The sequence below is a fragment of the Butyrivibrio sp. NC2002 genome (genome assembly GCF_000702265.1).
In the GTDB taxonomy this organism is placed as follows: Bacteria; Bacillota; Clostridia; order Lachnospirales; family Lachnospiraceae; genus Butyrivibrio.
Genome location: NZ_JNKZ01000007.1, coordinates 1 through 25739 on the forward strand (window position 1 = coordinate 1; position 25739 = coordinate 25739).

General features: G+C 38.9%; 21 protein-coding genes and 1 rRNA gene. 20 read left to right on the forward strand and 2 right to left on the reverse strand.

What is annotated here, in order from left to right; all coding sequences use genetic code 11:
* From T543_RS03355 to T543_RS03415, 13 genes are all read left to right on the forward strand, one after another.
* Positions 1 to 302 (forward strand): 23S ribosomal RNA (locus T543_RS03355); the annotation flags it as partial.
* 201 nt (positions 303 to 503) lie between these two features.
* On the forward strand, positions 504 to 1490 hold the full coding sequence (locus T543_RS03360) for an ABC transporter substrate-binding protein (protein WP_035765907.1): 987 nt from the start codon (positions 504 to 506) through the stop codon (positions 1488 to 1490).
* Between the two features lie 14 nt (positions 1491 to 1504).
* Positions 1505 to 2533 carry a FecCD family ABC transporter permease gene (locus T543_RS03365; protein WP_035765908.1) on the forward strand — a complete coding sequence of 343 codons (1029 nt, stop codon included), beginning with the start codon at positions 1505 to 1507 and terminating at the stop codon, positions 2531 to 2533.
* A gap of 1 nt (position 2534) precedes the next feature.
* Positions 2535 to 3341 carry an ABC transporter ATP-binding protein gene (locus T543_RS03370; protein ID WP_051638503.1) on the forward strand — a complete coding sequence of 269 codons (807 nt, stop codon included), beginning with the start codon at positions 2535 to 2537 and terminating at the stop codon, positions 3339 to 3341.
* 25 nt (positions 3342 to 3366) lie between these two features.
* Positions 3367 to 4839, forward strand: a complete 1473-nt coding sequence (locus T543_RS16440; protein ID WP_081829922.1) for a GNAT family N-acetyltransferase — start codon at positions 3367 to 3369, stop codon at positions 4837 to 4839.
* Between the two features lie 242 nt (positions 4840 to 5081).
* Positions 5082 to 5990 carry a chemotaxis protein gene (locus T543_RS03380; protein ID WP_035765909.1) on the forward strand — a complete coding sequence of 303 codons (909 nt, stop codon included), beginning with the start codon at positions 5082 to 5084 and terminating at the stop codon, positions 5988 to 5990.
* Positions 5991 to 6100: 110 nt separating this feature from the next.
* Entirely contained in the window at positions 6101 to 9100 is a 3000-nt protein-coding gene (locus tag T543_RS03385) for a hypothetical protein (RefSeq protein ID WP_035765910.1), read from the forward strand.
* Between the two features lie 32 nt (positions 9101 to 9132).
* Positions 9133 to 9741: an imidazole glycerol phosphate synthase subunit HisH gene (hisH, locus tag T543_RS03390; RefSeq protein WP_035765911.1), complete on the forward strand. Its 609-nt coding sequence runs from the start codon at positions 9133 to 9135 to the stop codon at positions 9739 to 9741.
* A 14-nt stretch (positions 9742 to 9755) separates the two neighbouring features.
* Positions 9756 to 10514, forward strand: a complete 759-nt coding sequence (gene hisF / locus T543_RS03395; protein WP_035765912.1) for an imidazole glycerol phosphate synthase subunit HisF — start codon at positions 9756 to 9758, stop codon at positions 10512 to 10514.
* Between the two features lie 126 nt (positions 10515 to 10640).
* Positions 10641 to 11339: a DUF975 family protein gene (locus T543_RS03400; RefSeq protein WP_035765913.1), complete on the forward strand. Its 699-nt coding sequence runs from the start codon at positions 10641 to 10643 to the stop codon at positions 11337 to 11339.
* Between the two features lie 184 nt (positions 11340 to 11523).
* Positions 11524 to 12198, forward strand: coding sequence for a uracil-DNA glycosylase (locus T543_RS03405; protein ID WP_035765914.1), 675 nt, complete (start codon positions 11524 to 11526; stop codon positions 12196 to 12198).
* A 120-nt stretch (positions 12199 to 12318) separates the two neighbouring features.
* On the forward strand, positions 12319 to 13611 hold the full coding sequence (locus tag T543_RS03410; RefSeq protein WP_035766462.1) for a diaminopimelate decarboxylase: 1293 nt from the start codon (positions 12319 to 12321) through the stop codon (positions 13609 to 13611).
* Between the two features lie 3 nt (positions 13612 to 13614).
* The gene (locus T543_RS03415; protein WP_035765915.1) at positions 13615 to 14490 is read left to right on the forward strand and encodes a tyrosine-type recombinase/integrase; all 876 of its coding nucleotides are present in this window, start codon (positions 13615 to 13617) and stop codon (positions 14488 to 14490) included.
* Between the two features lie 152 nt (positions 14491 to 14642).
* On the opposite strand, the gene T543_RS03420 is transcribed toward T543_RS03415, so the two are convergent.
* Positions 14643 to 15671, reverse strand: a complete 1029-nt coding sequence (locus tag T543_RS03420; RefSeq protein ID WP_035765916.1) for a 3-deoxy-7-phosphoheptulonate synthase — start codon at positions 15669 to 15671, stop codon at positions 14643 to 14645.
* 230 nt (positions 15672 to 15901) lie between these two features.
* Between T543_RS03420 and T543_RS03425 the strand changes: the two genes are divergently transcribed.
* From T543_RS03425 to T543_RS03445, 5 genes are all read left to right on the forward strand, one after another.
* Positions 15902 to 16546 (forward strand): L,D-transpeptidase, encoded by a 645-nt coding sequence (locus T543_RS03425; protein ID WP_051638504.1) that lies wholly within the window; start codon positions 15902 to 15904, stop codon positions 16544 to 16546.
* Between the two features lie 31 nt (positions 16547 to 16577).
* Positions 16578 to 18644 (forward strand): methyl-accepting chemotaxis protein, encoded by a 2067-nt coding sequence (locus T543_RS03430; RefSeq protein ID WP_035765917.1) that lies wholly within the window; start codon positions 16578 to 16580, stop codon positions 18642 to 18644.
* Positions 18645 to 18681: 37 nt separating this feature from the next.
* A complete protein-coding gene (locus T543_RS03435) occupies positions 18682 to 20310 on the forward strand; it encodes a C1 family peptidase (protein WP_035765918.1) in 1629 nt (542 codons plus the stop codon).
* Between the two features lie 330 nt (positions 20311 to 20640).
* Positions 20641 to 21939, forward strand: coding sequence for a serpin family protein (locus T543_RS03440; RefSeq protein ID WP_197023923.1), 1299 nt, complete (start codon positions 20641 to 20643; stop codon positions 21937 to 21939).
* 97 nt (positions 21940 to 22036) lie between these two features.
* Positions 22037 to 22333: a hypothetical protein gene (locus T543_RS03445; protein WP_035765920.1), complete on the forward strand. Its 297-nt coding sequence runs from the start codon at positions 22037 to 22039 to the stop codon at positions 22331 to 22333.
* Positions 22334 to 22399: 66 nt separating this feature from the next.
* Here the strand turns inward: T543_RS03445 and T543_RS03450 are convergent, their stop codons facing one another.
* Positions 22400 to 23068, reverse strand: coding sequence for a PilZ domain-containing protein (locus tag T543_RS03450; RefSeq protein ID WP_035765921.1), 669 nt, complete (start codon positions 23066 to 23068; stop codon positions 22400 to 22402).
* A gap of 82 nt (positions 23069 to 23150) precedes the next feature.
* On the opposite strand from T543_RS03450, the gene T543_RS03455 reads away from it, so the two are divergent.
* Both T543_RS03455 and T543_RS03460 read left to right on the forward strand, forming a co-directional pair.
* On the forward strand, positions 23151 to 23879 hold the full coding sequence (locus tag T543_RS03455) for a hypothetical protein (RefSeq protein WP_035765922.1): 729 nt from the start codon (positions 23151 to 23153) through the stop codon (positions 23877 to 23879).
* The gene (locus T543_RS03460; protein WP_051638505.1) at positions 23873 to 25735 is read left to right on the forward strand and encodes a heparinase II/III domain-containing protein; all 1863 of its coding nucleotides are present in this window, start codon (positions 23873 to 23875) and stop codon (positions 25733 to 25735) included. Before T543_RS03455 ends, T543_RS03460 begins: the two co-directional genes overlap by 7 nt.
* The last annotated feature ends 4 nt before the right edge of the window (positions 25736 to 25739 follow it).

A 25739-nucleotide genomic window follows, 5' to 3' on the forward strand; every position in this document is an offset into this window, starting at 1 on the left:
GAGACAGTTCGGTCCCTATCCGGCGCGGGCGTAGGATATCTGAGAGGAGCTGTCCTTAGTACGAGAGGACCGGGATGGACGGACCGCTGGTGTATCAGCTGCATCGCCAGATGCATAAGGCTGGGTAGCCAAGTCCGGAAGGGATAAACGCTGAAGGCATCTAAGCGTGAAGCCCCCCTCAAGATGAGATATCCCTGCTTCGGCAGTAAGACCCCTTAGAGACTATGAGGTAGATAGGCACAAGGTGTACGCACGGTAACGTGTTCAGCTGATGTGTACTAATAGGTCGAGGGCTTGTCCAAGAAGGACATAGAACGAAGAAGGATTTGAGATGTATTCAGTGTTCGGTTTTGAAGGCACATGCCTTTAGTAATATATGTAAATCCTTTTTGTAAAATGATTAAAAAAAGATAGTTTTTAGCTATCTTTTTTTGTTTTATAAATAAATGATATACATTATTATATAAAAGTACTTAACTTTTATGAAAACGAGGAGAAAAATTATGAAGAAAAGAGTTTTAGCTACAATTATCAGTGCTACATTAGTATTGGCTTCTATTGAAGGATGCTCAAAGGCATCAGATAATGGTGAGACAGAATCAGATGAAACTGCAGAAATTGCTGATGGAACTATTACAGACAGAAGTGGCAATAATATAGTTGTACCTGAAGAAGTTAATTCAATAATTTCTATGGCTCCTTCTATTACCAGAGTTTTAATTGACCTTGGTTTATCTGACAAAATAGTTGCATGTGATACATATTCTTATGGCAGTTATTCATCAGAATTAAATAGCGATATTCCTCAGTTTGATATGATGACTCCTGATCAGGAGCAGATTATTGCACTTGGCGCAGATGTTATTTTCACAACAGGAATGAGTATGAGTGGTGGTACTGATGTATATGAATCTGTAAGAGAGTCAGGTGTATGCATAACAGATATTCCCAGCAGTGCTACTTTGCTTGACATTGAAGAAGATATTAATTTTATAGGTACTGTTGTAGGCGAAGAAGAGAAAGCTGATGCAATTGTAGAAGAGATGGATAATACTATACAAGAGATACAGGCAATCGGTGAATCTATTCCTGAAGAAGAAAAGAAGAGTGTATTATTTGAATTATATACACCCTCTGCAGATAATCCGGTTATTTATACAGCAGGTAATGGCACATATATCAATGAAATGCTTGAAATTATAGGTGCAAAAAATGTTGCTGCAGATGAAACAGAAGCATGGCCTGCTCTTTCAGAGGAAGCTGCGATCGGTATGAATCCTGATGTTATTTTGACAGCGGATATGTATACAGAGGACGTTATAAATGTTATTCTTGGTATGGACGGTTGGAATGATGTTAATGCTATTGCTAACAGTGAGGTATACCAGCTTAGCAGTGATGAAGTAAATCAGCCTAATCAGCATGTGATTTCTGCTTTGAAAGAGATGGCTGAAGATATTTATCCCGATAAATATTCATTTGCAGAATAAGAGGAAAATTTAGAATGCAGAATAAGTCTATGACGCTGCTTAAAATTCTGGCTGCCGGTCTTTTTGGCCTGGCAGCCATTTTACTTAGTATATGTATTGGAAGCGTATATATAAATATAGACGATACATTAGGTATTCTGGGGAATAAGCTTTTTAACATGCGCCTTGTAGATAGTATCGATAAAAATATGGTTTCGATTCTTTGGGAAGTAAGAATTCCAAGGGCACTTACAGCTTTTTTTGTTGGAGGAGCGCTGGCGGTAAGCGGTCTTATCATGCAGAGCATTTTACAGAATCCACTTGCCTCATCGTATACTCTTGGAGTTTCTTCCGGTGCATCTCTTGGAGCTGCTATTCTCATAGTAATGGGAGTCGGAGGAACAATATGGGGATTTTTTCTTCTTCCATTTGTTGGTTTTATGTGCGGCTTTCTTACGGTGCTAATTGTTATACTTATTGCCTCGAGAATTGATGAAGGACTCCATAATCATACGATTATTTTGTTCGGAATGGTATTCTCACTATTTATAAATGCGATTCTTACAATGATTTCAGCGCTAAACCAGTCACATATGCAAAGACTGATCTTATGGCAGATGGGAACTTTTTCCGGAAAAAGATGGAGCCACGTAGCGGTTATAAGTATTGTGACTATGATTGTTCTCATTATAACCAGCTTCTTTCATAAGGAACTTGATATTATCTCATTTGGTGATGAGGGAGCTATGAGCATTGGGGTTAATACAAGAAAAACAAAAATCATACTCATTGTTTTAGCTGCTGTATTTACCGGAGTGTCAGTATGCTTTGCGGGTGTAATAGGCTTTGTGGATCTTATGGTTCCTCATATAGTTAGAAAAATTTACGGATACAATCACAGAATTACGATTCCTATGAGTATGCTTGTTGGTGGAGCGTTTATGAGCTTATGTGATCTTATAGCAAGGGTTGTACTTGCACCACAGGATATTCCGGTCGGCGCGATAACAGCTCTTCTTGGAGGTCCGTTCTTTTTGCTTGTTTATTTTGGAGGCAGAAAATAATATGCCGGAAAAGAAAAATATTATTTCTATATCGCATGTTTTTGCAGGATATAGCAGTGGAAAAAAAGAGAATGACTATGTCTTAAAAGATATATCGCTTGATATAAGAGAAGGCAGTTCTGTTTCAATAATTGGTAGCAATGGTTCCGGAAAAACAACTTTGCTCAGAGTGATAGCAGGTCTTCTTCGTCATAGAGGGAAAGTACTGTTTGATCAAAAAAATATAGATACCATGACCCGAAAACAGATTGCAGCCAGGATTGCTTTGCTTTCTCAAGTATCACATGTGTATTTTTCCTATAATGTATATGATACGATCATGCAGGGGAGATATGTCCATAATTCTTTTTGGGGAGATTACAGCAGGGATAATAAAGAAATAGTCGATGAAACAATAGAAACGTTTGGCCTTTCACAAATTGTGGATAAGAAAATCACTTCTTTATCCGGAGGACAGCTTCAGAAAGTTATGCTTGCAAGATGTATAGCTCAAAGAAGCCCTGTGATCTTACTTGATGAACCAATGAATCATCTGGATCTAAAGGTGCAGGCAGAATTCATGCATTATCTTAATGAGTGGAAAAGAAATGGTGTGGCATGGGCCGACGGTAAGAAATATATGCCGACAATTATAGGAGTTTTTCATGATATTAATATTGCGGCAAGGATGGCAGATGATGTAGTATGCCTAAAGGATGGGAAAATACTTCTTTCAGGAGAAAAGAAGGAAGTGATTACTTCAGAAACACTATGCGATGTTTTTGACTTTGATATAGTGTCCTTTTTACGTGATGTTTGGGCGATGTAATTAATGAAAAAAGTGGGGATGGAAAATGATAACAGTTAGAAAAGCAAAGCTAAATGATGCCGGAAGATTATTGGAAATATATGCATATTATATTACCGATACAGCGATAACTTTTGAGGAGGAAATTCCTTCACTTGAAGAATTTGAGAACAGAATAAAAACTATTTCAAATGAGCATCCTTACATAGTACTCGAAGATGATGGCGAAATCTATGGATATGCGTATGCCAGCTCTTTTGTAGGAAGATCGGCGTATGGTAAGTCATGTGAACTTACTATTTATCTTGATAAAGATGCAAGGAAAAAGGGCTACGGAAGAATATTATATTCAGAACTTGAAAAAGAACTTAAAGAGCTTGGATACACCAATATGTATGCTTGCATCGGTGATCCTATTTTTGAAGATAAATATCTTACTAAAAACAGTGAACGATTCCATGAGCATCTTGGTTTTACTAAAATAGGATCTTTTTATAAATGTGGTCGTAAATTCGGAAACTGGTATAACATGATATGGATGGAAAAAATTATTGCTGACCATAATATGAAAAGTGAAAGGATAAATATTTGGAAAGATGGAGAATATAATTATCCTTATGCATTTGGGTTTGAGCCAAATATGGTGAGCTATCTTCACGATGATGATGCAAAGCATCCTTGCATGATCGTTGTTCCCGGAGGTGGCTATTACATAGTTTCTCCAACTGAAGCCAAAATAGTAGCGGATAGATTCTATAAGATGGGCTATAACACGTTTGTTGTGACATATACAACAAATCTTTTATGGAAAGAGCCTTTAAAAGATCTGCCGATGGAAGATTTATCCAGGGCAATAAGATTGGTAAGAGCAAATGCTGATTCCTATGGAATAGATGAAAATAAAGTCTATGTTTGCGGCTTTTCAGCCGGAGCACACCTTGTTGGATCTGTCTGCGTACATTTTGATGATATTAAGGATCCTGATGATCAGCTTGAAAATATTTCAAACAGACCTGATGCGGCAATTCTTTCTTATCCGGTTATAACATCCGGTGAGTTTGCGCACAGAGAATCATTTGATGCGCTTGTAGGAAGTGATGCCAGCAAAGAAGAATTGGATTATTATTCACTTGAGAAGCAGGTGACAAAAGATACTCCGCCAACATTTTTGTGGCATACAGCTACTGATGAGACTGTTCCTGTTGAAAACAGCTATTTGTATGAGTCCGCACTTAGGAAAAATGGTGTTCTTTATGCTCTGCATGTTTTTTCAAAGGGACACCATGGACTGAGCCTTGGCAATGCAAATTGGGCAAGGCATGAATTCGGGGATCCATATACTTACGAGCAGGTTTTCAAAACGATGGAAGCTATAAAGAATAAAGAAGTAGAGGTTTCAAAAGAGAAGGAAGAGGAACTTATAAGAGATTATGGCGAAGTAAAGTATGTGCCAGACGTAACTTATCCGGAAATCAAATTGTGGCCTGAACTTGCTGATGATTTTTTGAAGAACATGTAAAAACTCATAATCAAAACGGAAAAATTATTATCTGTAAATGCAGACACTACACAATTTCTTAAGTTTCTAAAATACTTATTAACAGTTTCTAAAAAGACAGTCAATTCGGCTGTCTTTTTCATTTTTTCTATTTATTTTCAAAACGTATATGCTATACTTAATTAGGATATTAAATATATATTCAATCGGTTTTTAGTTTGTTTTGAAGCAATTACATTGTTGTAAAAGCGTGAGGTGAAAATATGGAATCTAAGATCTTGCTTGAAAACGGTACGAATGAGCTTGAAGTTCTCGAATTCAAGATTGACGATCATTGCTACGGCATTAACGTTGCAAAGATTAAAGAAATTATAGTTTATCAGGAGGTCACGCCAGTTCCTAACGCGCATCCCAGCATAGAAGGAATTTTTATGCCGCGTGATACTATGATTACGGCAATTGATCTTAGAAACTGTCTGCAACGTGGTGCGTCCAAACCCGGTGGACTTTTCATAATTACTAACTTCAATAAGCTGGATATCGCTTTTCATGTTGATGCTGTAATTGGAATTCATCGTGTTTCATGGGCAGATATTATTAAGCCCAATGCGACAATTTCAAAAGCCGAGGAAAGTATTTCAACAGGTATTATCAAACTTGAAGAAAGACTCATAATAATTCTTGACTTCGAGAAGATTGTATCTGATATCAATCCTAATACAGGTCTTAATGTGGCTCAGCTCACGGAGATCGGACCGAGAACAAGAAACGAGATTCCGATTGTTCTTGCAGAGGATTCACAGCTGCTTAACAAACTTATTGTTGACTCTCTTAAGAAGGCCGGATATGACAATGTCAGACACTTCGAGAATGGTAAACTGGCATATGATTATATCAAGGGATGTAAGGACAGAGGACAGCTTGATAAGGTTAAATGTATCATTACAGATATAGAAATGCCTATCATGGATGGTCACAGACTTACAAAGCTTGTTAAGAGTGATGATGAAACAAAGCAGATTCCTCTTATTATTTTCTCGTCGCTTGTTAACGAAGAAATGCGTAGAAAGGGTGAGTCCTTAGGAGCTGACAGGCAGCTGTCAAAGCCGGAAATCGGTAACCTGGTATCTGTTATTGATGAACTGGTTCATGCTGATGGCGATGCCCAATAAAGATATATGATTTGAAGATAACTCCCTTTATTGCTTCAGTTGTGAAAAATCTTTCAATAACTGCTACAATGAAGGGAGTTTAAATTTTTTAGGGGTAGGGGTAGACAATCATGAAGTCTAAAAATGAAGAGTACTTGGATAGTCTTTTGAATTCACTTAAAAAGGATGCTAATTCCGGTATTGCCAAAACTACAGTATCTGTAAGTGTTTCAGACGAAAATTTGAATGAGGCTATGAGCACATCTTCGAACAGTGAGCTTGAAGAAATTGGGGATATGTTTAACAAGCTTGAAAGTGGGGAGATTCTGGATTCAGGAATGGAAAATGTCCTGGAAACTATTAGTGCACCAAAAGATGAAAATTTGCAGCAATATACTGTTGGGGAGGATATTCCGGACTCTTATGTTAAGGATGCGGATGAGCTTGCGCTTGATGAGGCTATAGCAAAAGCTGAAGCTATGTCTGTTTCAGAAGAAAAATCTCCAATGGAAGAAACTGATATAATGGATGAAGTTGCGCCCGAAATACCGGAAGGTGCGGATGAGACTTTATTTGAGATGGCACCGGAGACTTCTGCGGAAGAAGAACTTATGAACTCAGAGCTTGATGATTCATTATATGAATCTCCTGAGAGCATAATGAATACCCTTGGAGCTATGGAGGATGCTAAAGCTCAAGACAATATCAGTGAAATGCTTGATAATATGGAAACTGAGAGCGAGGGAGAGGCTGCTGAGCAGATATTAAAAAATATTGATAATATTGGAAGCCTTGAGGATGTTGAAACTGATGGACTGGTAGATCTCGATGGATTTTTAGACGGAGCAAAGAGCGATGAAAGTGCTGTGACCGCTGATCATGCTGGAAAATTCGGAGATCTGAGTTCCGACAGTATTGCTACGAATAACGAAGAAGCTATGCCGGAAATAGATTTAAATATTGATGAACTGTCGACGGATAGTATACCTCCGGAAGAAACGGTTTCTGATATATCTATGGAAGATATACCTGCGGATAATCAAGGGGGAGATATGTCCTTGGATGAATCGCAGATGAATGTTGATGAGATGGATGCTGCTTTATCTGACGGAGTTGAAGCGGCGGCTTCTGATGAAGCGGCCTCAATGGATGAAGCTTCTTCAGATGCAATGCTGGCGGACGAAAGTGGTGCCGGCGAAGCTACGATGGAAGGGCCTGTGATAGACGAGGCTGCAGCAGAAGAGCCTGCGGCCAGCGAAATAGCGTTAGATGAAGCTGCGATGGAAGAGCCTGTGATAGACGAGGCTGCAGCGGAAGAGCCTGCAGTTGAAGAGATAGCGATAGACGAAACCGCGATGGAAGAACCGGCAGTAGAAGAGCCTGCAGTTGAAGAGATAGCGATAGACGAAACCGCTATGGAAGAACCGACAGTAGAAGAGCCTGTAGCAGACATGGCAGCAGAAGAGTCTGCGGCCGGCGAAGCTGCGATAGAAGAAGCTGCAATGGAAGAACCTGTAATTGAAGAGGCAGTATCTGAAGAGGCAGCATCGGAGGAAATTACTATGGAAGAGCCAGCAATGGATGAGGCTGCTCAAGAGGCAGCACCTGAGGAAGTGCTTGAAGAAATAGACCTTGATGCCATGCTTGCCGGGGATGAGCCTTCAACGGAGAGCCCTTCTGAAAGTGCGCCAGCAGATGATGCAGCATTGGAAGAGGCTTTGGCCGGTTTTGATGAGGCAATGGCTCAGGCAGAAGGGGCAGAGGAGAGTCAGGATGATTCTGACATAAGCCTTGATGATGTAAATGCTGAGCTTGATGATATGCTAGGGGATGTAGGTGAAACCGATGAATCCGCCAGCGCAGAAGGTGATGATATTGGTTCTGAAATGGATCTTGATGGCATGCTTGCAGAGCTTGGCGGAGCTGATGGAGAAGGAGAGGTTGAACCATCAGATGTAGATATGCCGGACCTTGATGCTATAATGAACTCTCTTGCGAGCGATGATGTTGAGGATCTTGAGAATACAGCTCACCTTGATGCAAAAGAAGGCGGCGAACAGGAAGAAATAAATCTAAATGATATAGTAGAAAGCGATGGAGCAGGCGAAGAGGGACCGGCTGAAGGAAGCGAAGAAATGAATCCTGACGACCTCCTTGGCGCATTGACAGAGGAAGGCCTTGACGATATCGGCTTATCGGATGATATTCCGGATCCTGATGAAGTTGATGATAAAGGCGGAGATTATGATGAACTTAGCCTTGGCGAAGGTGAAGGAGCTCCAAAGAAGGGTAAGAAGAAAAAGAAAAATAAAGGTCCCAATCCTATACTTGCATTATTTGCCGCTCTTTTCAAAACTCTCACACAGACAGATGAAGAGCTTAATCCAAAGCCCGAGGGCGATGAGCTTGCAAGCCTGACAGATGAAAATCAGCAGGTTCTCGATGAGCTTTCCGCAGAGGATAAGAAGGGCAAGAAGAAAAAAGAAAAGAAGCCAAAGGAGAAAAAACCTCCGAAGCCAAAGAAAGAAAAGAAGCCTAAGCCGCCAAAGGAAAAGAAGCCAAAGAAAGAAAAGAAGCCTAAGGTAGATGACGGAAAACCGGAGAAGGCTCTTGCGCCTAAGAAAGTGGCTATTTCCATGCTGTTTGCATTCAGTATAGGAGTTCTGTGCTGTCTGCCGACAATTGTTCTTCCTAACAGGATAATTACGAAACGAGCAGAGAGTGCTTATAATGTAGGAGATTATACTACCGCTTATAAGCTTTTGTACGGAAAGAAGCTTAGCGAAGAGCAGACGCTTTTGTATCATCAGGCAAGACTTTTGACAAGTGCAAAGTATTACCTTGATTCGTACAACAACTATAAAGCAATGAATATGAAGGACGAAGCGCTCGATAGTCTGCTTATAGCAATGAGATCCAAAGACCAGATTTTGGCAGAGGCTGAGGAATATCAGGTTGCAGGCGAAGTTGAAAACGTGTATTCTAATATCGAATCGATACTCGCTGAAACCTATGGCCTTGACAGTACGGGAATAGAGGAAGTAAACAAACTCGATGATCCTGCAGCTTACACCAAACGTATCATGGAGATTACCGGTACTATTAATGATATTTTGCCAAAAGAAAGCTGAGAATCGATATCTTAAAATGGGGATGTGATTTGATGCTTGCAATTATTGATTATGATGCCGGAAACATAAAGAGCGTTGAAAAAGCTTTTAGATTTTTGGGTAAAGATGTATGCGTAACCAGATCAAAAGACGATATCTATCGTGCTGACCATGTAGTACTTCCCGGGGTTGGTTCTTTTGGCGACGCAATGAAAAAGATCGACGAATACGGTCTTAATGATGTAATAAAAACAGTTTGTGATAAAGATGTCCCATTTTTGGGAATATGCCTTGGCCTGCAGCTGCTTTTTGATTCCAGTGAGGAATCAAAAGGTGCTACAGGTCTTGGTATTTTAGAGGGAACCATCAGGAGAATTCCCGACGATAATGGACGACTTAAAATACCACAGATCGGATGGAATAATTTAAAGCTTCAAAATAATGGAAGACTTTTTAGTGGTATAGCGGAAGATTCTTATGTCTATTTTGTTCATTCTTATTATCTTACAGCAAAGGATGAAAGCATAGTGAAAGCTACATGTGAATACGGAACAACTATCCATGCTTCGGTTGAGAAGGGAAATGTTTTTGCATGTCAGTTTCATCCGGAAAAAAGCTCTGATACCGGAATGATGATTCTTGAAAACTTCACTAAGATATAAACGGAGAATGACAAATGCTTACAAAGAGAATAATACCGTGCCTTGACGTCAAGGACGGAAGGGTAGTAAAGGGAATAAATTTTGTGGAACTAAGGGATGCGGGGGATCCTGTTGAGGTAGGAAAAGCGTATTCAAAGGAAGGCGCTGATGAACTTGTTTTTCTTGATATAACAGCGACCTCTGATGCCAGAAATACTGTTCAGGAGCTAGTAAAACGTGTTGCGGATGAGGTCTTTATTCCATTCACTGTAGGTGGAGGAATAAGGACTGTCGATGATATGAAGGCAATCCTAAGAGAAGGCGCTGATAAGGTTTCTGTCAATTCAGCTGCAATCAACAGGCCCGAGCTCATCAAAGAGGCTTCTGAGAAATTCGGATCTCAATGCGTTGTTGTTGCTATCGATGCCAAAAGAAGGGACGATGGCGGATTTAATGTCTACAAAAACGGAGGCAGGATCGATACCGGACTTGATGCGATAGAGTGGGCTAAAAAAGCTGAAAGCCTCGGTGCAGGAGAGATACTTCTAACCAGTATGGACGGTGATGGAACAAAGGAAGGATATGACATTAAACTGACAAGGCAGGTATCTGAGGCTGTTTCGATCCCTGTGATCGCATCAGGAGGTGCCGGCACAAAAGAGCATTTTTATGAGGCTCTTACCGAAGGAAAGGCTGATGCCGCGCTTGCAGCTTCACTTTTTCATTATAAGGAACTTGAGATAAAAGACTTAAAAGAATACTTAAGGGATAAAAACGTTCCGGTTAGAATCTGATGCCTATATCAGAAAATGTAAGAGCATGATCAAAAATAATTGTTTGAATTATTGAATAAGTTTTCAGATTTGTATATTATATTAGTAGTAATACAAACATTTAAAAAGAGAAAAGGGGAGAATATTATGTGGACTAGAGCTCAACTTAAAACAAATGGCAAATTGAATTTCAAAAAGAATTACTGGCCTTCTGTTGTAGCTTCAATCGTTTTGGGGATTGCAACAGGTGCTGCATCAGGTAGTACGTCTCGTGCTGCTTCGAATGAAACACAGTCTTCTGATTTAGCAGCTATTGATCCTGCAGTTCTTATTGCAATTTTTGTTGCTATCTTAGGAGTAGTAGTAGTTTCATGCGTAATCGATATTTTTGTAATGAATCCGCTTGAAGTTGGTGGACAGAGATTCTACATTGTCAACCGTCAGACCGAGAAGGCCGATCTTAAGGAACTTACTTTTGGTTTCAAGAATAGATATATGAATATTGTTAAGACAATATTCTTAAGAGATCTGTTCCTTTGCCTGTGGACATGCCTCTTCATCATTCCCGGAATCATCAAGTCATATTCATACAGACTGGTTCCGTACATCCTTGCTGAGAACCCTGAAATCAGTGCTACAGATGCTATCACACTTTCAAGAAACATGATGAATGGTCATAAGTGGAATGCTTTTGTTCTTGATCTTTCATTCCTTGGATGGAACATCCTTGCTGCATTCACATGCTTCATTCTCAGAGTTTTCTATGTTGCTCCTTACCAGGATGCTACAAATGCTGAACTTTATACCGCTATTAAGGAAAACTATCATCCTGAAGCAACAATCTGATAATTATCAGAAAAATTAAATAATTAAGTTAGCCCTCGGTGATTGGAGATGATTGCCGGGGGCTTTTTACAGAACAAAAGGGAGGAACCATCATGACGAAGTCATGATTTGGAATGGTTCCGACCGATAGGGCAGGATTGCGGAGCAATCGTGCCAATACATAATATACGAGGAAGAAACAATTATGCCAATGATTTCTAACGACTGGTTGCCGGCACTTGAACCGGAATTTAAGAAGGACTACTACAAAAATCTCTACAAATTCGTGATAAGTGAATACAACACCCGAACTATCTATCCGCCTGCAGATGATATTTTTAATGCACTTCACCTTACTCCCCTTAAAGATGTAAAGGTTCTTATACTGGGGCAGGATCCGTACCATGAGCCGGGGCAGGCTCACGGCTTATCGTTTTCAGTCCTCCCCGGACAGGATACGCCTCCGTCACTTGTAAACATATATAATGAGCTTCAAAACGACCTTGGCTGCTATATTCCCAACAATGGATATCTGAAAAAGTGGGCGGATCAGGGAGTGCTTCTTTTAAATACTGTACTTACAGTAAGAGCTCATAATGCCAATTCTCACAAGGGAAGAGGTTGGGAGCAGTTTACCGATGCCATTATACGTGCGCTTAATAATGAGGACCGTCCTATAGTCTATCTGCTTTGGGGAAAGCCCGCTCAGTCCAAGGAAGTAATGCTAAATAATCCTAAGCAGCTTGTATTAAAAGCGCCTCATCCAAGCCCGTTATCTGCATACAGAGGATTTTTTGGATGCAAACACTTTTCGAAGTGTAATGAGTTTCTTGAAAAGAATAATATAGCCCCCATAGACTGGCAAATTGAAAATATATAAAATTTTAACTGTACACAATCTTTTTTTCATGGTAACGTATTAAAGTGAAATGCATAAAATGTATTTTTATTTAATACTATGAAAAAAAGGACAGTTTTATTTCTGCCGGATTGCGAGGAGATTATGAAGAAAGCATTTGTAACCAAAGAACAGATCGAAGAGATAACAAAAAAGTATCCGACACCTTTTCATATTTATGATGAGAAGGGAATTATTGAGAATGCAAGGGCTGTCAATAAAGCTTTTTCATGGAATCCCGGATTTAGGGAATACTTTGCGGTAAAAGCAACTCCCAATCCAGTTATAATGGATATCCTGATGAAAGAGGGATGCGGCTTTGACTGTTCATCAATTACAGAGCTTATGCTCAGTAAGGCAGTAGGTGCCAAGGGAGAACTTATCATGTTTTCATCCAATGATACTCCTGCATCTGAGTTTGTATATGCAGATAAGATAGGCGGTATCATTAATTTCGATGATATTACTCATATTGAATTTGCAAGGCAAGCGCTTGGAGGAAGACTTCCGGAAACCATAAGCTGTAGATATAATCCGGGCGGAGTATTTCAGATGAGCAACGGCATCATGGATAATCCCGGAGATTCTAAGTATGGCATGACTAAGAAACAGCTGATAGATAGCTATAAGCTTCTTAAGTCATACGGAGTAAAGAGCTTCGGAATTCATGCTTTTTTGGCAAGTAATACAGTTACCAATGAATATTATCCTATGCTCGCAGGTCAGTTGTTTGAGCTTGCCCGCGAGGTACAGGAAGAAACTGACTGTAAGATTAAATTTATAAATCTCTCCGGCGGAGTAGGAATTCCATACAAGCCTGATCAGGAACCCAATGATATATTAAAAATCGGAGAAGGCGTAAGAGAGCAGTTTGAGAAGCTACTTGTTCCTGCAGGAATGGGTGATGTCGCTATCTATACCGAGATGGGAAGATTTATGCTTGGCCCATATGGTGGTCTTGTGACAAAGGCAATCCATGAAAAGCATATTTACAAGGAGTATATAGGCGTAGATGCATGTGCTGTAAATCTGATGAGACCAGCTATGTACGGTTCTTACCACCACATAACAGTTCTTGGAAAAGAAGATGCAAGGTGTGATCACATTTATGATGTTGTCGGTTCTCTTTGCGAAAACAACGATAAGTTTGCAATAGACAGAGAACTTCCGGAAATTGAGATGGGAGATTATCTGTTTATACATGACACTGGTGCTCACGGATTTGCAATGGGATATAACTATAACGGTAAGCTCTGGAGCAGCGAACTTCTTCTTAAAGAGGACGGAAGAGTAGAGTGTATAAGAAGAGCGCAGACTCCAAGGGATTATTTTGCTACACTTGATAACCTTGAAATGTTTGCTAAACTTGATGAAATCCTTAAGGAAAACGAATAAAGTATGGAAGAAGTTCAGAAATATATAACTGAATTAAAACTTGAAGGACGGATGAGTGAAAACACCATCCGTTCTTACGCAGTAGATCTAAATAAGGTTGCTTCCTTTGCGCATGAGAAGGGGATTTTTTCGGGAGAGGAACTTACTTCGGATTTTTTGGCGGAGTATATAGAGAAGCTTAAGGATGAAGGTAAATCTGCATCTACCATAGCAAGAAATATTGTATCTATAAAAAGTTTCTGCAAGTATCTTTGCGGTGTGAAAAAACTAAAATATGATATTTCAGAGAATTTAAAGTCACCGAAGGTGGAAGGAAAGGCTCCGGAAATACTTACCAGAACTCAGATAAAAAAGCTCTTTGAAATGCCGGAATCAAATAGCCCAAAAGGCCAGAGGGATCTGGCAATCCTCAATTTGTTATATGCCACCGGAATAAAGGTGTCAGAGCTTGCAAAATTAAAACTCGAAGACCTTGATATGCAGATAGGAAGCATAGAGGTTAGAGGTGCAAAGAGGGAGAGGATGATTCCTTTTGATAAGGCTACGAGGGATGTCCTTATGAGCTATCTGAATGAGGGCAGAAGACATCTGATAACTTCTACATCTGAAAGTCTTTTGTTTGTGAACTACAAAGGGGAAAGTATCAGCAGGCAGGGACTCTGGAAGATGCTTAGGACTTATGCAAAAGAAGCAGGACTTGATATGACAATTACTCCGGAGATGTTAAGACACAGTTTTGCTGCGCATATGGTTGAGAGGGGAGCTGACCTTGATGCTGTTCAGTTTATGATGGGACATGTAAGCCCTTCCTCTATGAAAAAATATGCCAAGGAAACAAAGGACTATATAAGAGATGTCTATAATAGTACGCACATCTGACAAAAAACTTAAAAAGAGTAATGATTGATTTAAAAAATATTAAAAACAGATAAATTAAGAATCAAAAAAGCTGTGATAAGTGATTTTCGTTTTGTATCATTTGTCACAGCTTTTTATTTTATATGATAAAAAAATTTTTTTATTGAAGAATTTTAGACAAGATCAGCGATATCTAGAAGGAGTCTTTCTGTATCATTCCATCCAAGACAAGGATCAGTAATTGATTTTCCATATATACCTTCGCCAATTTTCTGGCTGCCTTCCTCAATATAACTCTCTATCATCACACCTTTTACAAGGTCTTTGATATTGGTGTTCTGACTTCTTGAGTGAAGCACTTCTTTTACGATTCTTATCTGCTCGCGGAATTTTTTACCGGAGTTATTATGGTTGGCATCGATGATCGCAGCAGGATTCTTGATATCTCTTTCAGCATAGAGTTCAGAAAGCAGATTCAAATCCTCATAGTGATAGTTGGGCTGAGACTGACCGTGCTTATTACTTGAACCTCTTAATACGCAGTGAGCAAGCGGATTACCATTAGTCTTAACTTCGTAACCTCTGTAAACAAAAGAATGAGGAAGCTGTGAAGCATATACTGAATTGAGCATTACGCTTAATGTGCCGCTTGTTGGATTCTTCATTCCGGCAGGAACATCGAAACCACTGGCAACCATTCTGTGCTCCTGATCTTCAACTGAACGTGCACCGATCGCTACGTATGAAAGTATGTCAGCAACATATCCCCAGTTTTCGGGATAGAGCATCTCATCAGCAGCAGTAAGTCCGGATTCTTCAATTGCCTTTATCTGCATGTGTCTCATAGCAATAAGACCTGCACGGAAATCTGTTTTTCCCTCGGGATCGGGCTGGGAAGTGATACCTTTGTAGCCTTCACCGGTAGTTCTTGGCTTGTTTGTATATATTCTGGGAACAAGAATGAGCTTATCCTTTACCTTCTCATTAACCTTAGCAAGTCTTGAAACATAGTCACATACGGCATCTTCATTATCTGCAGAGCAGGGACCTACAATAACCATGAATTTGTTGCTTTTTCCGGTAAGAATATCCGAAATCTCTTTGTCATGTTCCTTTTTTAATGCTAAGAGATTCCCGGATAAAGGGAACTCTTCACGAATTTCCTCAGGAGAGGGAAGTTGTTGTATATATTGAAAAGACATGTTTTCTCCTCCAATCTTGGCATGAAAAGCCATCAATAGACACTATATCACGTTAAAGTTTGAAAGTAAATGGTGAAAACCGCAGTAGTTAAAGAAACTTAAAGATGATATTAAATTTTCGTAAATATGAACATTCATACACGATATATGATATTCTATTTATGTAATAATTCAGTATTATTCGCAGTTTATGAATGATTATATTTTGTCTTATGAGGGGGACATTATATATGGTTAAAAAACTGTTTTATTCTATTATGTGCATGTCTGCATGTCTCATTATATTTGGGATGAGCGCAAGAGCAGATGGGTTTGATGCAGCTTATTATGCAGCAAAGTATCCGGATGTTGTAAACGAGCTTGGTACAGATCCGCAGACATTGTACAATCATTATCTTACTTTTGGGATAAAAGAAGGAAGATTTCAAAATGCGGTGGAAGAATATGAAGCATACAACAATCCTTCCGTGCAGGTAGTAAAGACGCCTTCTTCAGATGAGCCCACATACCAGACTTACGTTGATATAAATATAGAATCACAGACTGTTACCTATTTTGAAAATGGAGAATTAAAACTTCAGTCTCCGTGCGTAACAGGAAATACAAGCCTTGGCAGGGGAACGCCCTGTGGAATATATAGTATTACAACACAGGTCCCGGGAAAGTTTCTTACAGGGCCTACATGGAATGTATGGGTGGACAGATGGATGCCGTTTAACGGTAATATCGGAATTCATGATGCCTTGTGGCGTGATAGCTTTGGAGGAACAATATACCAGACAAACGGATCTCATGGATGTGTCAATCTGCCACATGATGCAGCGGTCAGTTTATATGATATGGCAAAGGTCGGAACTACAGTAGTGGTGCACTGATAAAAGTTTTCTATAAGGAAGGGGAATTGATATGTTTAAGAAAATGAGCATCATGACAAAAATGTTAATAGGCATAATTCCTGTTATTACTATTGCTATGATACTTATGACCTATGTGAGCATGACAAACAGCAGGAGTATTATTCAGGAACAGACAACTGAGAGAAATGCTGCTATCACAGCTTCTAATATCAACACAATTGACAGTTATCTGGATGTAATTCGAAATACTGCAGTTGTTTTATCAAGATCTGTTGGCGGCACTTATAAGACTTCCAACATGGAAGAATATAAGGAAATATTTAGTAATGCTCAGCTTGATAACGACATGATCTCCGGCTGCGGTATATGGTTTGAACCCTATGCTTTTGATGAAAATGAACAGTACACGGGACCTTACTGGTACAAAGATGGGGGAAACATAGTTGAAACATGGGATTACAGTAATGCCGAGTACGACTATTTTTCTCAGGAATACTATACTAATGCAAAGGCAATGGCCAAAGGAACAAGTGCCATCACAGATCCATATTACGATCCGACATCGGGAACAATAATGTCTACGTGCTCTGCACCTATTTACAATGCTCAAGATGAGTATATTGGCTGTGTAACAGTTGATATAGTTCTTGATACGATTTCTGAAATTACCTCTGCGATAACTGTTGGAAAAACCGGATCAGCTATGATGGTTACATCATCAGGAACATATCTCTATACAAAAGATGAAGCTAAAGTAGCAGACGGCGTTAATATAGCAAATGATGATAATACTTCCCTTGCATCAGTTTCTTCTGTGATCCTTTCACAGGATAACGGATCTATCAGATATCTTGAAGACGGAGAAGGAATAATTGCTTCTTATGGAACAGTTCCTGAAGTTAACTGGAAACTAATTATCAGAATGAATCAGTCAGAGCTTGATGAGGAGATGAATAGGCTTACAATTCTTATGATCACCATCCTGGTTATCGCTATTGTAGTAAGCTCAATCGTTGTTCTTATCCTTGTAAGCTCTATTGCTAAAAACCTTGCAAACGTTAAGAAATTTGCGGGATCACTTGCAAGCGGTGACTTTACAGTATCTAAGCTCTTTGCAAAATCCGGTGATGAACTCGGACAGATGAGTGATTCACTTAACAACATGTATGAGAGCAACAGAAATGTTATCAGTCAGATTTCGGATGAGTCTGAACATATAAGTTCTGCCAGCAGCTCACTTTCATCAATGGCTAACGAACTTACCAGTCAGTTTGAAAAGATCCAGAGCAATATGTCCGGCGTTAATGATGCAATGATGTCATCGGGCGCTGCAACTGAGGAAGTTAGTGCATCTGTTGAAGAAGTAAATACATCGGTTCAGAGTCTTGCAGATGTCAGTGAAGAAAGTCTTGCAGCAACCAAGAATATCATGAAGAGAGCTCAGGAAATCGAAGAGAGCAGCCAGAAGGCTTATGACAATGCAATCAACATTGCAAAAGAAAGAAGCCTGGAGCTCAGCGAAGCTTCCGAAAAAGCTAAGATTGTTGAAGAGATTAGCGGAATGGCTCAGTCGATCGCAGAAATTGCAGATCAGATCAACCTCCTGTCACTTAATGCTTCTATCGAGGCTGCAAGAGCAGGTGAACATGGTAAGGGATTTGCTGTTGTTGCTTCTGAGATCAACAATCTGGCAAATGATACAGCAGAAGCAGTTCAGCAGATACAGACAACGATTGATGGCGTTCAGGATGCATTTAAGACAATAACAGACAGTTCACAGGAACTCCTGAACTTTGTAAACGATACTGCAGCTCCGGATTATGAGAACTTTGTACATGTGGCACAGCAGTATGGCGATGATGCTAAACAGTTTGGTTCACAGTCAGATCAGATTGCTCAGATGGTTGAGAATATCAGAAATGCCATGAACGAAGTAAACAATGCAATCCAGAATATTGCAGAATCTACTCAGGAAACTGCATCACACAGTTCTGATATTACAGATTCCATCAACACAGCGGCAGATGTCGTTGAGAATGTAAGTGACATGTCTAGCAAACAGGAAGACATAGCAGGAATTCTTGATGGAATTGTTAAGAACTTTAAATTAAAATAAGGATATCTACTATAACTTGTTTTAAGGAACGATTTAAATGATGGCTTGTTTATATAGCGCAGGGATTATTCTATCACTTAATGCAGCAGCTTTTAGTGGAATAATCCCTGATGCTGCGTTTGAGAGAAAATTAAATGAGATAAAAATTGAAGAGGCACTTCTTATTGATGATGAGGAGGAAAATCTGCTTGATGCTTCAAACAGGCAAAAAGACGATTATCCTAAAGATGCTAAAGAGGAACTTCCTGAATCATATTTTTCGCTAAATTATGATGATAGGGAATATGTGACCTCTGTAAAAAATCAGGGATACACATCTCTTTGCTGGTTATATTCCTCTTTGGGCGCGATTGAGTGCGATCTTTTAAAGCATAATGATGATCTGCAGGCAGATGATTTAAATCTGTCTGAAAAGCATGCAGGTTTTTATAATATGAACAAGGCGGAAAAGTCATACACACGCGGGATTGATAATGACTACAGAGAATTTGTTTATGACGGGGAAAGCGATGAGTGGATCGGAAACTACGGCACAAGCTATTTAAGCGTGGGTGGAGTGACTGACTATGCTATTTCTTTATTTACCGCATGGAAAGGCCCTGTTAAGGACACAGAAGAGAACTCATTTAATATAATAAAAGGACAAACCGCTATCTACACTGACAATAGTGAAAAGCCGGGGAAAGCATACGAGGATCCGTTGTGCCATGTACAAGGGGTATATGAAGTTCCGGGAACAATCAAGAATCAGGACATAATAAAGCGGATGATAATGGAACATGGCGGAGCTACATGCAGTATCTGCGCTGACAACAACTATTTTACCAACCACTTTTCATCTCTTTTTGACTACAAGAAATATGGAGGAACAAATGTCGCAGATCACGAAGTTTTGATAGTTGGTTGGGATGACAGCTATAAGGCAGAAAATTTTGTCACAAGACCTGAAGGCGATGGTGCATATATATGCAAAAACAGTTGGGGAACCGGGAGAGGAATAAAGGGTTATTTTTATATCTCTTACTATGACAGTATATTAAACAATAATAATGTGGTAGCGTACGACTGTGCGATGGAGGGCGATGATGACTACTATGATAATAACTATCAGTACGCCGGTTTTATGACTCACACAACAGATGCAATTGTTGATAATAAAAATGTAGTATATGCCTATGAGGATAACTGCGCATCTTACGGTGCTCTTTACAAGGCACAAGGAGATGAGAAGCTTTCTGCAGTAGGGATGTTTATCAGTAAAACAAATTCTGATTTTCTGTTAGATATATATGTTGTTCCAAAGAATATAAATACGGACAATGATTATTTGCTCCTTCAGGTGCTGGGAGAACCTAAGCTTACTATGTCCATAGGTGCTTTAACAGGCGGATACCATACGTTTAAGCTTGATGAAGCGATCGACCTTAATAAGGGGGACAGATTTATTGTAATGATAAAGCCAGGAGCTCCTCAGAAGCTTATTTATGAAAAGGCTATGGATGTGACAGGTGAAGTTAACTATGATGAATGGAAACATGATCTGGGTGCTATCCATACGCATTATGAAGCCTCAGGACACTGCTTTTTAATCGATGAGTCAGGAAAGTATCTTGTTAAACAAAAGGATAAGGACTTTTTTGTAAAAGCTTATACCATCAATAAATAATATGCTTAAGCGATAGTTTCATAGGAATGGGATAGAAATAAAGAAAAGCTGCCATCATGGCAGCTGATTTTTTTGGGAGGTGGCTGTATGATGGGGAGTCATACAGCCATGTTGTATGAAAAAAGTTTTTTGGGGTTCAGAAGATGTTCTTCATCTCTGATATATATATGTTATGATATATTTGTTGACAAAATATGGCGGTTTTATAAAGAAAAACTGTTATGTTTATAAAGTATAAATTTGACTTTTGTTAACCAAAAATAAAAATTATCGTATAAACGTATTAAAGATTTTATGAAGGCAAAGGAAAGCCTTGTAGGGAGTGATTTCGTGAAAAACAGATCGATATATAAGTTATTAAATTTGGCTCTTATGGCAGGTCTTACTGTTAATATTTTGGGATGCGGAGGAAGTGCTCCGGCGTCTGAAATTGACGAAGTAAATACGGATACTTCCGAAGAAGCAGAAACTTTGGAAGATAACGAGGACAGCTATGAAGATATAACAGAAAACACAGATTCTAAGGAGAATGCTATGGTGCAGGATGTTTCTATACAGGCAGGAAATCTGGCGATTTCTATTCTTAAAAATGATTATAGTGAAAATGCCCTTGTATCACCTCTGTCTGTGATGATGGCCGGCGGAATGGTTTTAAACGGTTCAGCGTCCGAAACAAAAGATGAACTTATGAACGTTTTTGGCTTAGAGGACATAGACTCTTTTAATGCTTCAATGAAGTCTTTTATGGAAATAAACGATGATCCTGAAAATAAGCTTAAGTTTGCAAACGGAATCTGGGTAAACGGAGACGATATTCTCTTAGATACCTACAAGACCAAAATGGAAGATCTATATGGGGCAAAGCTATGCGATGAACCGTTTTCTGATGAGACATTAAGTGACGTAAACCAATTTGTCTATGATAATACGGATGGAATGATAGATAAGATAATAGACTCAGTTCCTTCACTATCTAACATGATATTGGTTGATGCCCTGTCTTTTGAGGGAAAATGGGATAAGGCATTTGAAGACGAAGATATAGATGAAAATGGTACGTTTACTTTGGAGGATGGAAGCTCTAAGACTGTGACTATGCTAAATGGCAAAGCAGGAGAGTACTTTGAAGTATCAGGAGGGTGCGGGTTTATCTATCCATATAAGGGAGACAGGTATTCATTTGCGGCTATTCTTCCCGAAGAAGGCACCAAAATGCAGGACTTTATCTCTAACGTTTCGGGAGAGGAAATAGTTGATTCTATGAAAAACTGTGAATATACAAGAGTCGTTTTCTCAATTCCGGAATTTACATTTGATTGCAGCATGGAATTATCCGATACTTTTAGGAAAATGGGCGCAAATAGGGTATTTACAGGTGATGCGGATTTCTCTAATATGTTAACAGAGAATGGTAAGTTTTCTCTTGATAGCATATTACATAAGACACATATTGAATTAAACAGAGAGGGGACGAAAGCTGCCGCAGTAACGGGGATGGTTTTAAATAGCGCAGGACCCGGCAAAGCGGATGTAAAACAGGTAATATTAGACAGACCATTTATTTACATGATAATTGATAATGAGACAAAAACTCCCATATTTATGGGGCATGCTGATAATATAGAATAATCACATTATTGCAAATAGAACCGGATTGTGCTATATTTTGTGGTAGAGAGTTTCTTAAACACAAATACTGCTAATTGTATTTAATAGGAGGTTTGTAGTGGGGAGAGAAGAGAGAACACCAGCAGAGATTCGCACCACAGATAAGCTGAAGATTCAGAAGATCCTTAATGACGCCGGATACATCGTTGAGATGGGGAGCAGTAGTGTTCCTACCGTTGTATGTAAGAGGCGTGAGGACATGAGTAAAGATTTGGCGACTATTCGCAAAATCCTGAAAGAGCAGCGCTACGAAGGAAGCTTTGGAGTGAGAGCTCCCAGGAAGACAGATGAGCTTCCGGTTTCTGAGAACGCAGAAGTAAAAGACATAGAAGATGTGGTTGCCGCAGCAGGCTAATGATGAATATGATAAAAGGAGTTGTCTTATGACAACTCCTTTTGTTTACATTTATATATATTCTGATTATGATGCTGATTCATCATGGACAATAACGTTTGAAGATGATCTTATTTTTCTCTGTTCTTCTTTTTGCTCTTTAAGGTCTATGATATAACCCATCATGGTACTGTCTATAGACTGGATTTTGCAGCCAACAGCATCAAATGTTCCAATTTTGAACAATCTTGCCACGCAAAGGGTTAAATCTATGCTTTTAAGATATCCTTCTGGCTTAAATGTCAGCTGGATATGATCGCCCTTATTGGCAACAGCGCCCTTTCCAAGGAGAACGGATATTCCTTTAATGGACATATCATAAACGATAGCGCTGGTGGTGTGATTGTGGTTGATAACAGCCTTACCAAGAATATTGACTACATAACGTTCTGCTTTTCTGTTGTTGTCTGCCTGATTTATAACCTCAGAACCTTTGATCAGGTAATAGGTATCATTCCAGTTCTCGAATGGAACAACAGATTCCAGATTAAAGTCTTTCTTGATGTTGCCATACATAACGACACTTGCAGTTCCATGAGTTGAGGCAGGAATAGGAATTCCATGATACTTTAGCGGACTTACAAGTGCAGCACCATCCATAACTGATATAATTTTAGATTTTAAGGATACAGGCATATTATCTATTAAAGTAGAAATGGTTATGTCTGTTCCGGGGGTTAACTCAGTAATATTCATAACACAATCTCCCATATTTGTTAAAATTATATCATTTATATAATAAAAAGTAAATATCAATACTACAAAAAATAGGTGAAATATGATTAAAAATGCTAAAGTTTTCATAAAACGCGCACCACTATTTATTCCTAACAAAATAATTTTTTGGGGGTTTACTCTGATTTCTTTTTTTACAGGGCATGTCAACAAAAAACTAAGGAAAGAACACTATCGGGAAAATGGTGACAAGAATATCGACAGTAGAATATTTTGCATAGATAAGTACATAGAAAACCAGGCTGAGTGGGTCAAAGTAAAACTCGGATCGGGCAAACATTCCAATATGGAGTACTCAGGATGCACTATAATAGCTGTTTACAATGCACTTCTTAATTTAAAAGACAGTGACAGAAATATATTAAATATTATAGATGACTTTGAGAAAAAGGGTCTTGCACTTAAAGGCGACTTCGGGATATCTCCTTTTTATGCTTACAGATTCTTTAAAAAGAGGGGGTACAAAGCAAAATATATAACGAGCAGAAATAAAGACTTGATAAGGAGCTTTGGGGATAAGTTTGACACGTTTATTGTCACATTTTACTGGGATAAGAAGAATATTTTTAACAAGCTTCATACAGTAAACATCTCTAAGAGCGATGATGGTTTTGTTGCGCACAATATGTACTTCAAAAAAAGTGACGGGAAGTACCATGCAAAAGAGGCGTGCAATGACCTGTTTGAAGCAGTGGAGAAGCTATCAAAAAGCGGTGCACCAATTTCAATTATAGGAATTAAAAGGCAAAAAATGGGGAGAGAAAAATGTTGATCGATCATATAGGTGAAAATATTAAAGATAATTACAAAAACATTCTTGATATACCTTCAATAGATAACAGAGAATTCTGGGACAGCTTTCCTACGGATCTTAAGGAAGAACTGATAAAAGAGGGAAAAAGGCAGAAAGAATTGCCCTGGTCACAGATCCTTGTATCTGACTACAGAGAGGTATACATAAACGGTAACAGGGTGAATTATGAAGACAAATGCTTCATGAGAAGGATAAAATTATCGGCTCTTACAATGGCTGAATGCGTTCAGAACAAGGGCGAATTTGTAAGCGATATCCTGGATGGTATTTATCTGATCATGGAAGAGAGCAGTTGGTGTCATCCGGCACATAATTCACATATAAGGGATGCCAAGCAGAAAAACATACCGGATATTATAAAACCTGTTATTGATCTGTTTGCAGCTGAGACAGGCGCTGTAGTTAGTTTGTGCGAGTTTATTCTTAGGCCTGTACTCCAAAAAATAAATACTGATATTGAAAAACAGATCGACAGATCAATAAGGGAAAGACTTCTGATTCCTTATCTTAATGAACATTTTTGGTGGATGGGAGACGACGAAACAGAGGCAATTAACTGGACTGTATGGATAACGCAGAATATTTTATTGTCCTTCTTTACAAGAAATGAAGAATTCTTATCTTCTGATGAAAAAGAGAGTGTGATAAAACAGGCGGTAATATCTACGGATTACTTCATTAAATCCTACGGCGAAGACGGATGCTGTGATGAAGGTGCTCAGTATTATACACATGCAGGGTTGTGCCTTTTTGGAGTAATGGAGCTTCTTGATGATTTAAATTACGGCCGTTATACACCAGCATTTTCAGATGAAAAGATAAGGAACATTGCTTCATACATAAGAAAAATCTATGTTGGAGACGGATACTACATTAATTTTGCCGACTGTGCTGCAAAGGCGGGGAACAGATCTGCAAGAGAATTTCTATTTGGACTTAGATGCGGCGATGTTTCTTTGTGCAGCTTTGTAGCAGAGGATTACAGGAGACAGACCTTTGATGAAAAGCTTATAAAAGATGAACATAACTTATGGTATCGAATGTTACAGGCCCAAAACCACAAGAAAATGATGGAATATGAGACTGATGATAAGAACGGACTGTCTGATGTTTATTATGAAAGTGTTGGACTGATGGTCAGCAGAAATGAAAACTATGTACTTGCTGCAAAAGCAGGCGATAACAACGATAGCCATAATCACAATGATGTAGGATCTGTCACTTTGTATAAAAACAATAAACCATTTTTGATCGACTTGGGTGTTGAGACGTATACAGCAAAGACTTTTTCTGAGAGGCGCTATGAGATATGGACTATGAGGTCTCTATATCATAATGTTCCATCATTTGCAGGTAATGAAGGCGAGATAGAGGAACTTCCCGGAGAAAAATATAGAGCATCAAATGTTATTTATAATGAAAAAGAACAATCCCTTGATATGGAAATAGCATCTGCATTTGATGATCACAATATAAAAAGCTACAGAAGAAAGGCTAAGTTATGTCAAGATAGAGTAGTGATAGATGATCATTATGAGGGAAATATCGTGGGTTATTTAAATTATATAACTTATGAGAAACCACAAATAACAACTGAAGATGCGAAAAAAGGAGAAGTCATACTATCTGTAGGAAATCTTGGAACGATCACCGTAAAGACTGATAGTTCGCAGAATTTGGATGAAACAGAATATAAAACACAGATAGAAACTCTAAAAATAACAGATGAGAGACTTAAAAAGAGCTGGGATAAGGACTGCTACAGAATAAGGATCCCATTTGCTCAGGGGCAAATAACAACTGAAATAAAATAAGATA

What these genes read in the sequence shown, in the direction of transcription:
- T543_RS03450 (WP_035765921.1), bottom strand. Translation starts at nt 23,068, where the DNA reads ATGAATATTACTGAGTTAACCCCCGGAACAGACATAACCATTTCTACT.
- T543_RS03380 (WP_035765909.1), top strand. Translation starts at nt 5,082, where the DNA reads ATGGAATCTAAGATCTTGCTTGAAAACGGTACGAATGAGCTTGAAGTT.
- T543_RS03430 (WP_035765917.1), top strand. Translation starts at nt 16,578, where the DNA reads ATGTTTAAGAAAATGAGCATCATGACAAAAATGTTAATAGGCATAATT.
- T543_RS03420 (WP_035765916.1), bottom strand. Translation starts at nt 15,671, where the DNA reads ATGTCTTTTCAATATATACAACAACTTCCCTCTCCTGAGGAAATTCGT.
- hisF (WP_035765912.1), top strand. Translation starts at nt 9,756, where the DNA reads ATGCTTACAAAGAGAATAATACCGTGCCTTGACGTCAAGGACGGAAGG.
- T543_RS03385 (WP_035765910.1), top strand. Translation starts at nt 6,101, where the DNA reads ATGAAGTCTAAAAATGAAGAGTACTTGGATAGTCTTTTGAATTCACTT.
- T543_RS03425 (WP_051638504.1), top strand. Translation starts at nt 15,902, where the DNA reads ATGGTTAAAAAACTGTTTTATTCTATTATGTGCATGTCTGCATGTCTC.
- T543_RS03455 (WP_035765922.1), top strand. Translation starts at nt 23,151, where the DNA reads ATGATTAAAAATGCTAAAGTTTTCATAAAACGCGCACCACTATTTATT.
- T543_RS03460 (WP_051638505.1), top strand. Translation starts at nt 23,873, where the DNA reads ATGTTGATCGATCATATAGGTGAAAATATTAAAGATAATTACAAAAAC.
- hisH (WP_035765911.1), top strand. Translation starts at nt 9,133, where the DNA reads ATGCTTGCAATTATTGATTATGATGCCGGAAACATAAAGAGCGTTGAA.
- T543_RS03415 (WP_035765915.1), top strand. Translation starts at nt 13,615, where the DNA reads ATGGAAGAAGTTCAGAAATATATAACTGAATTAAAACTTGAAGGACGG.
- T543_RS03405 (WP_035765914.1), top strand. Translation starts at nt 11,524, where the DNA reads ATGCCAATGATTTCTAACGACTGGTTGCCGGCACTTGAACCGGAATTT.
- T543_RS03370 (WP_051638503.1), top strand. Translation starts at nt 2,535, where the DNA reads ATGCCGGAAAAGAAAAATATTATTTCTATATCGCATGTTTTTGCAGGA.
- T543_RS03360 (WP_035765907.1), top strand. Translation starts at nt 504, where the DNA reads ATGAAGAAAAGAGTTTTAGCTACAATTATCAGTGCTACATTAGTATTG.
- T543_RS03365 (WP_035765908.1), top strand. Translation starts at nt 1,505, where the DNA reads ATGCAGAATAAGTCTATGACGCTGCTTAAAATTCTGGCTGCCGGTCTT.
- T543_RS16440 (WP_081829922.1), top strand. Translation starts at nt 3,367, where the DNA reads ATGATAACAGTTAGAAAAGCAAAGCTAAATGATGCCGGAAGATTATTG.
- T543_RS03400 (WP_035765913.1), top strand. Translation starts at nt 10,641, where the DNA reads ATGTGGACTAGAGCTCAACTTAAAACAAATGGCAAATTGAATTTCAAA.
- T543_RS03435 (WP_035765918.1), top strand. Translation starts at nt 18,682, where the DNA reads ATGATGGCTTGTTTATATAGCGCAGGGATTATTCTATCACTTAATGCA.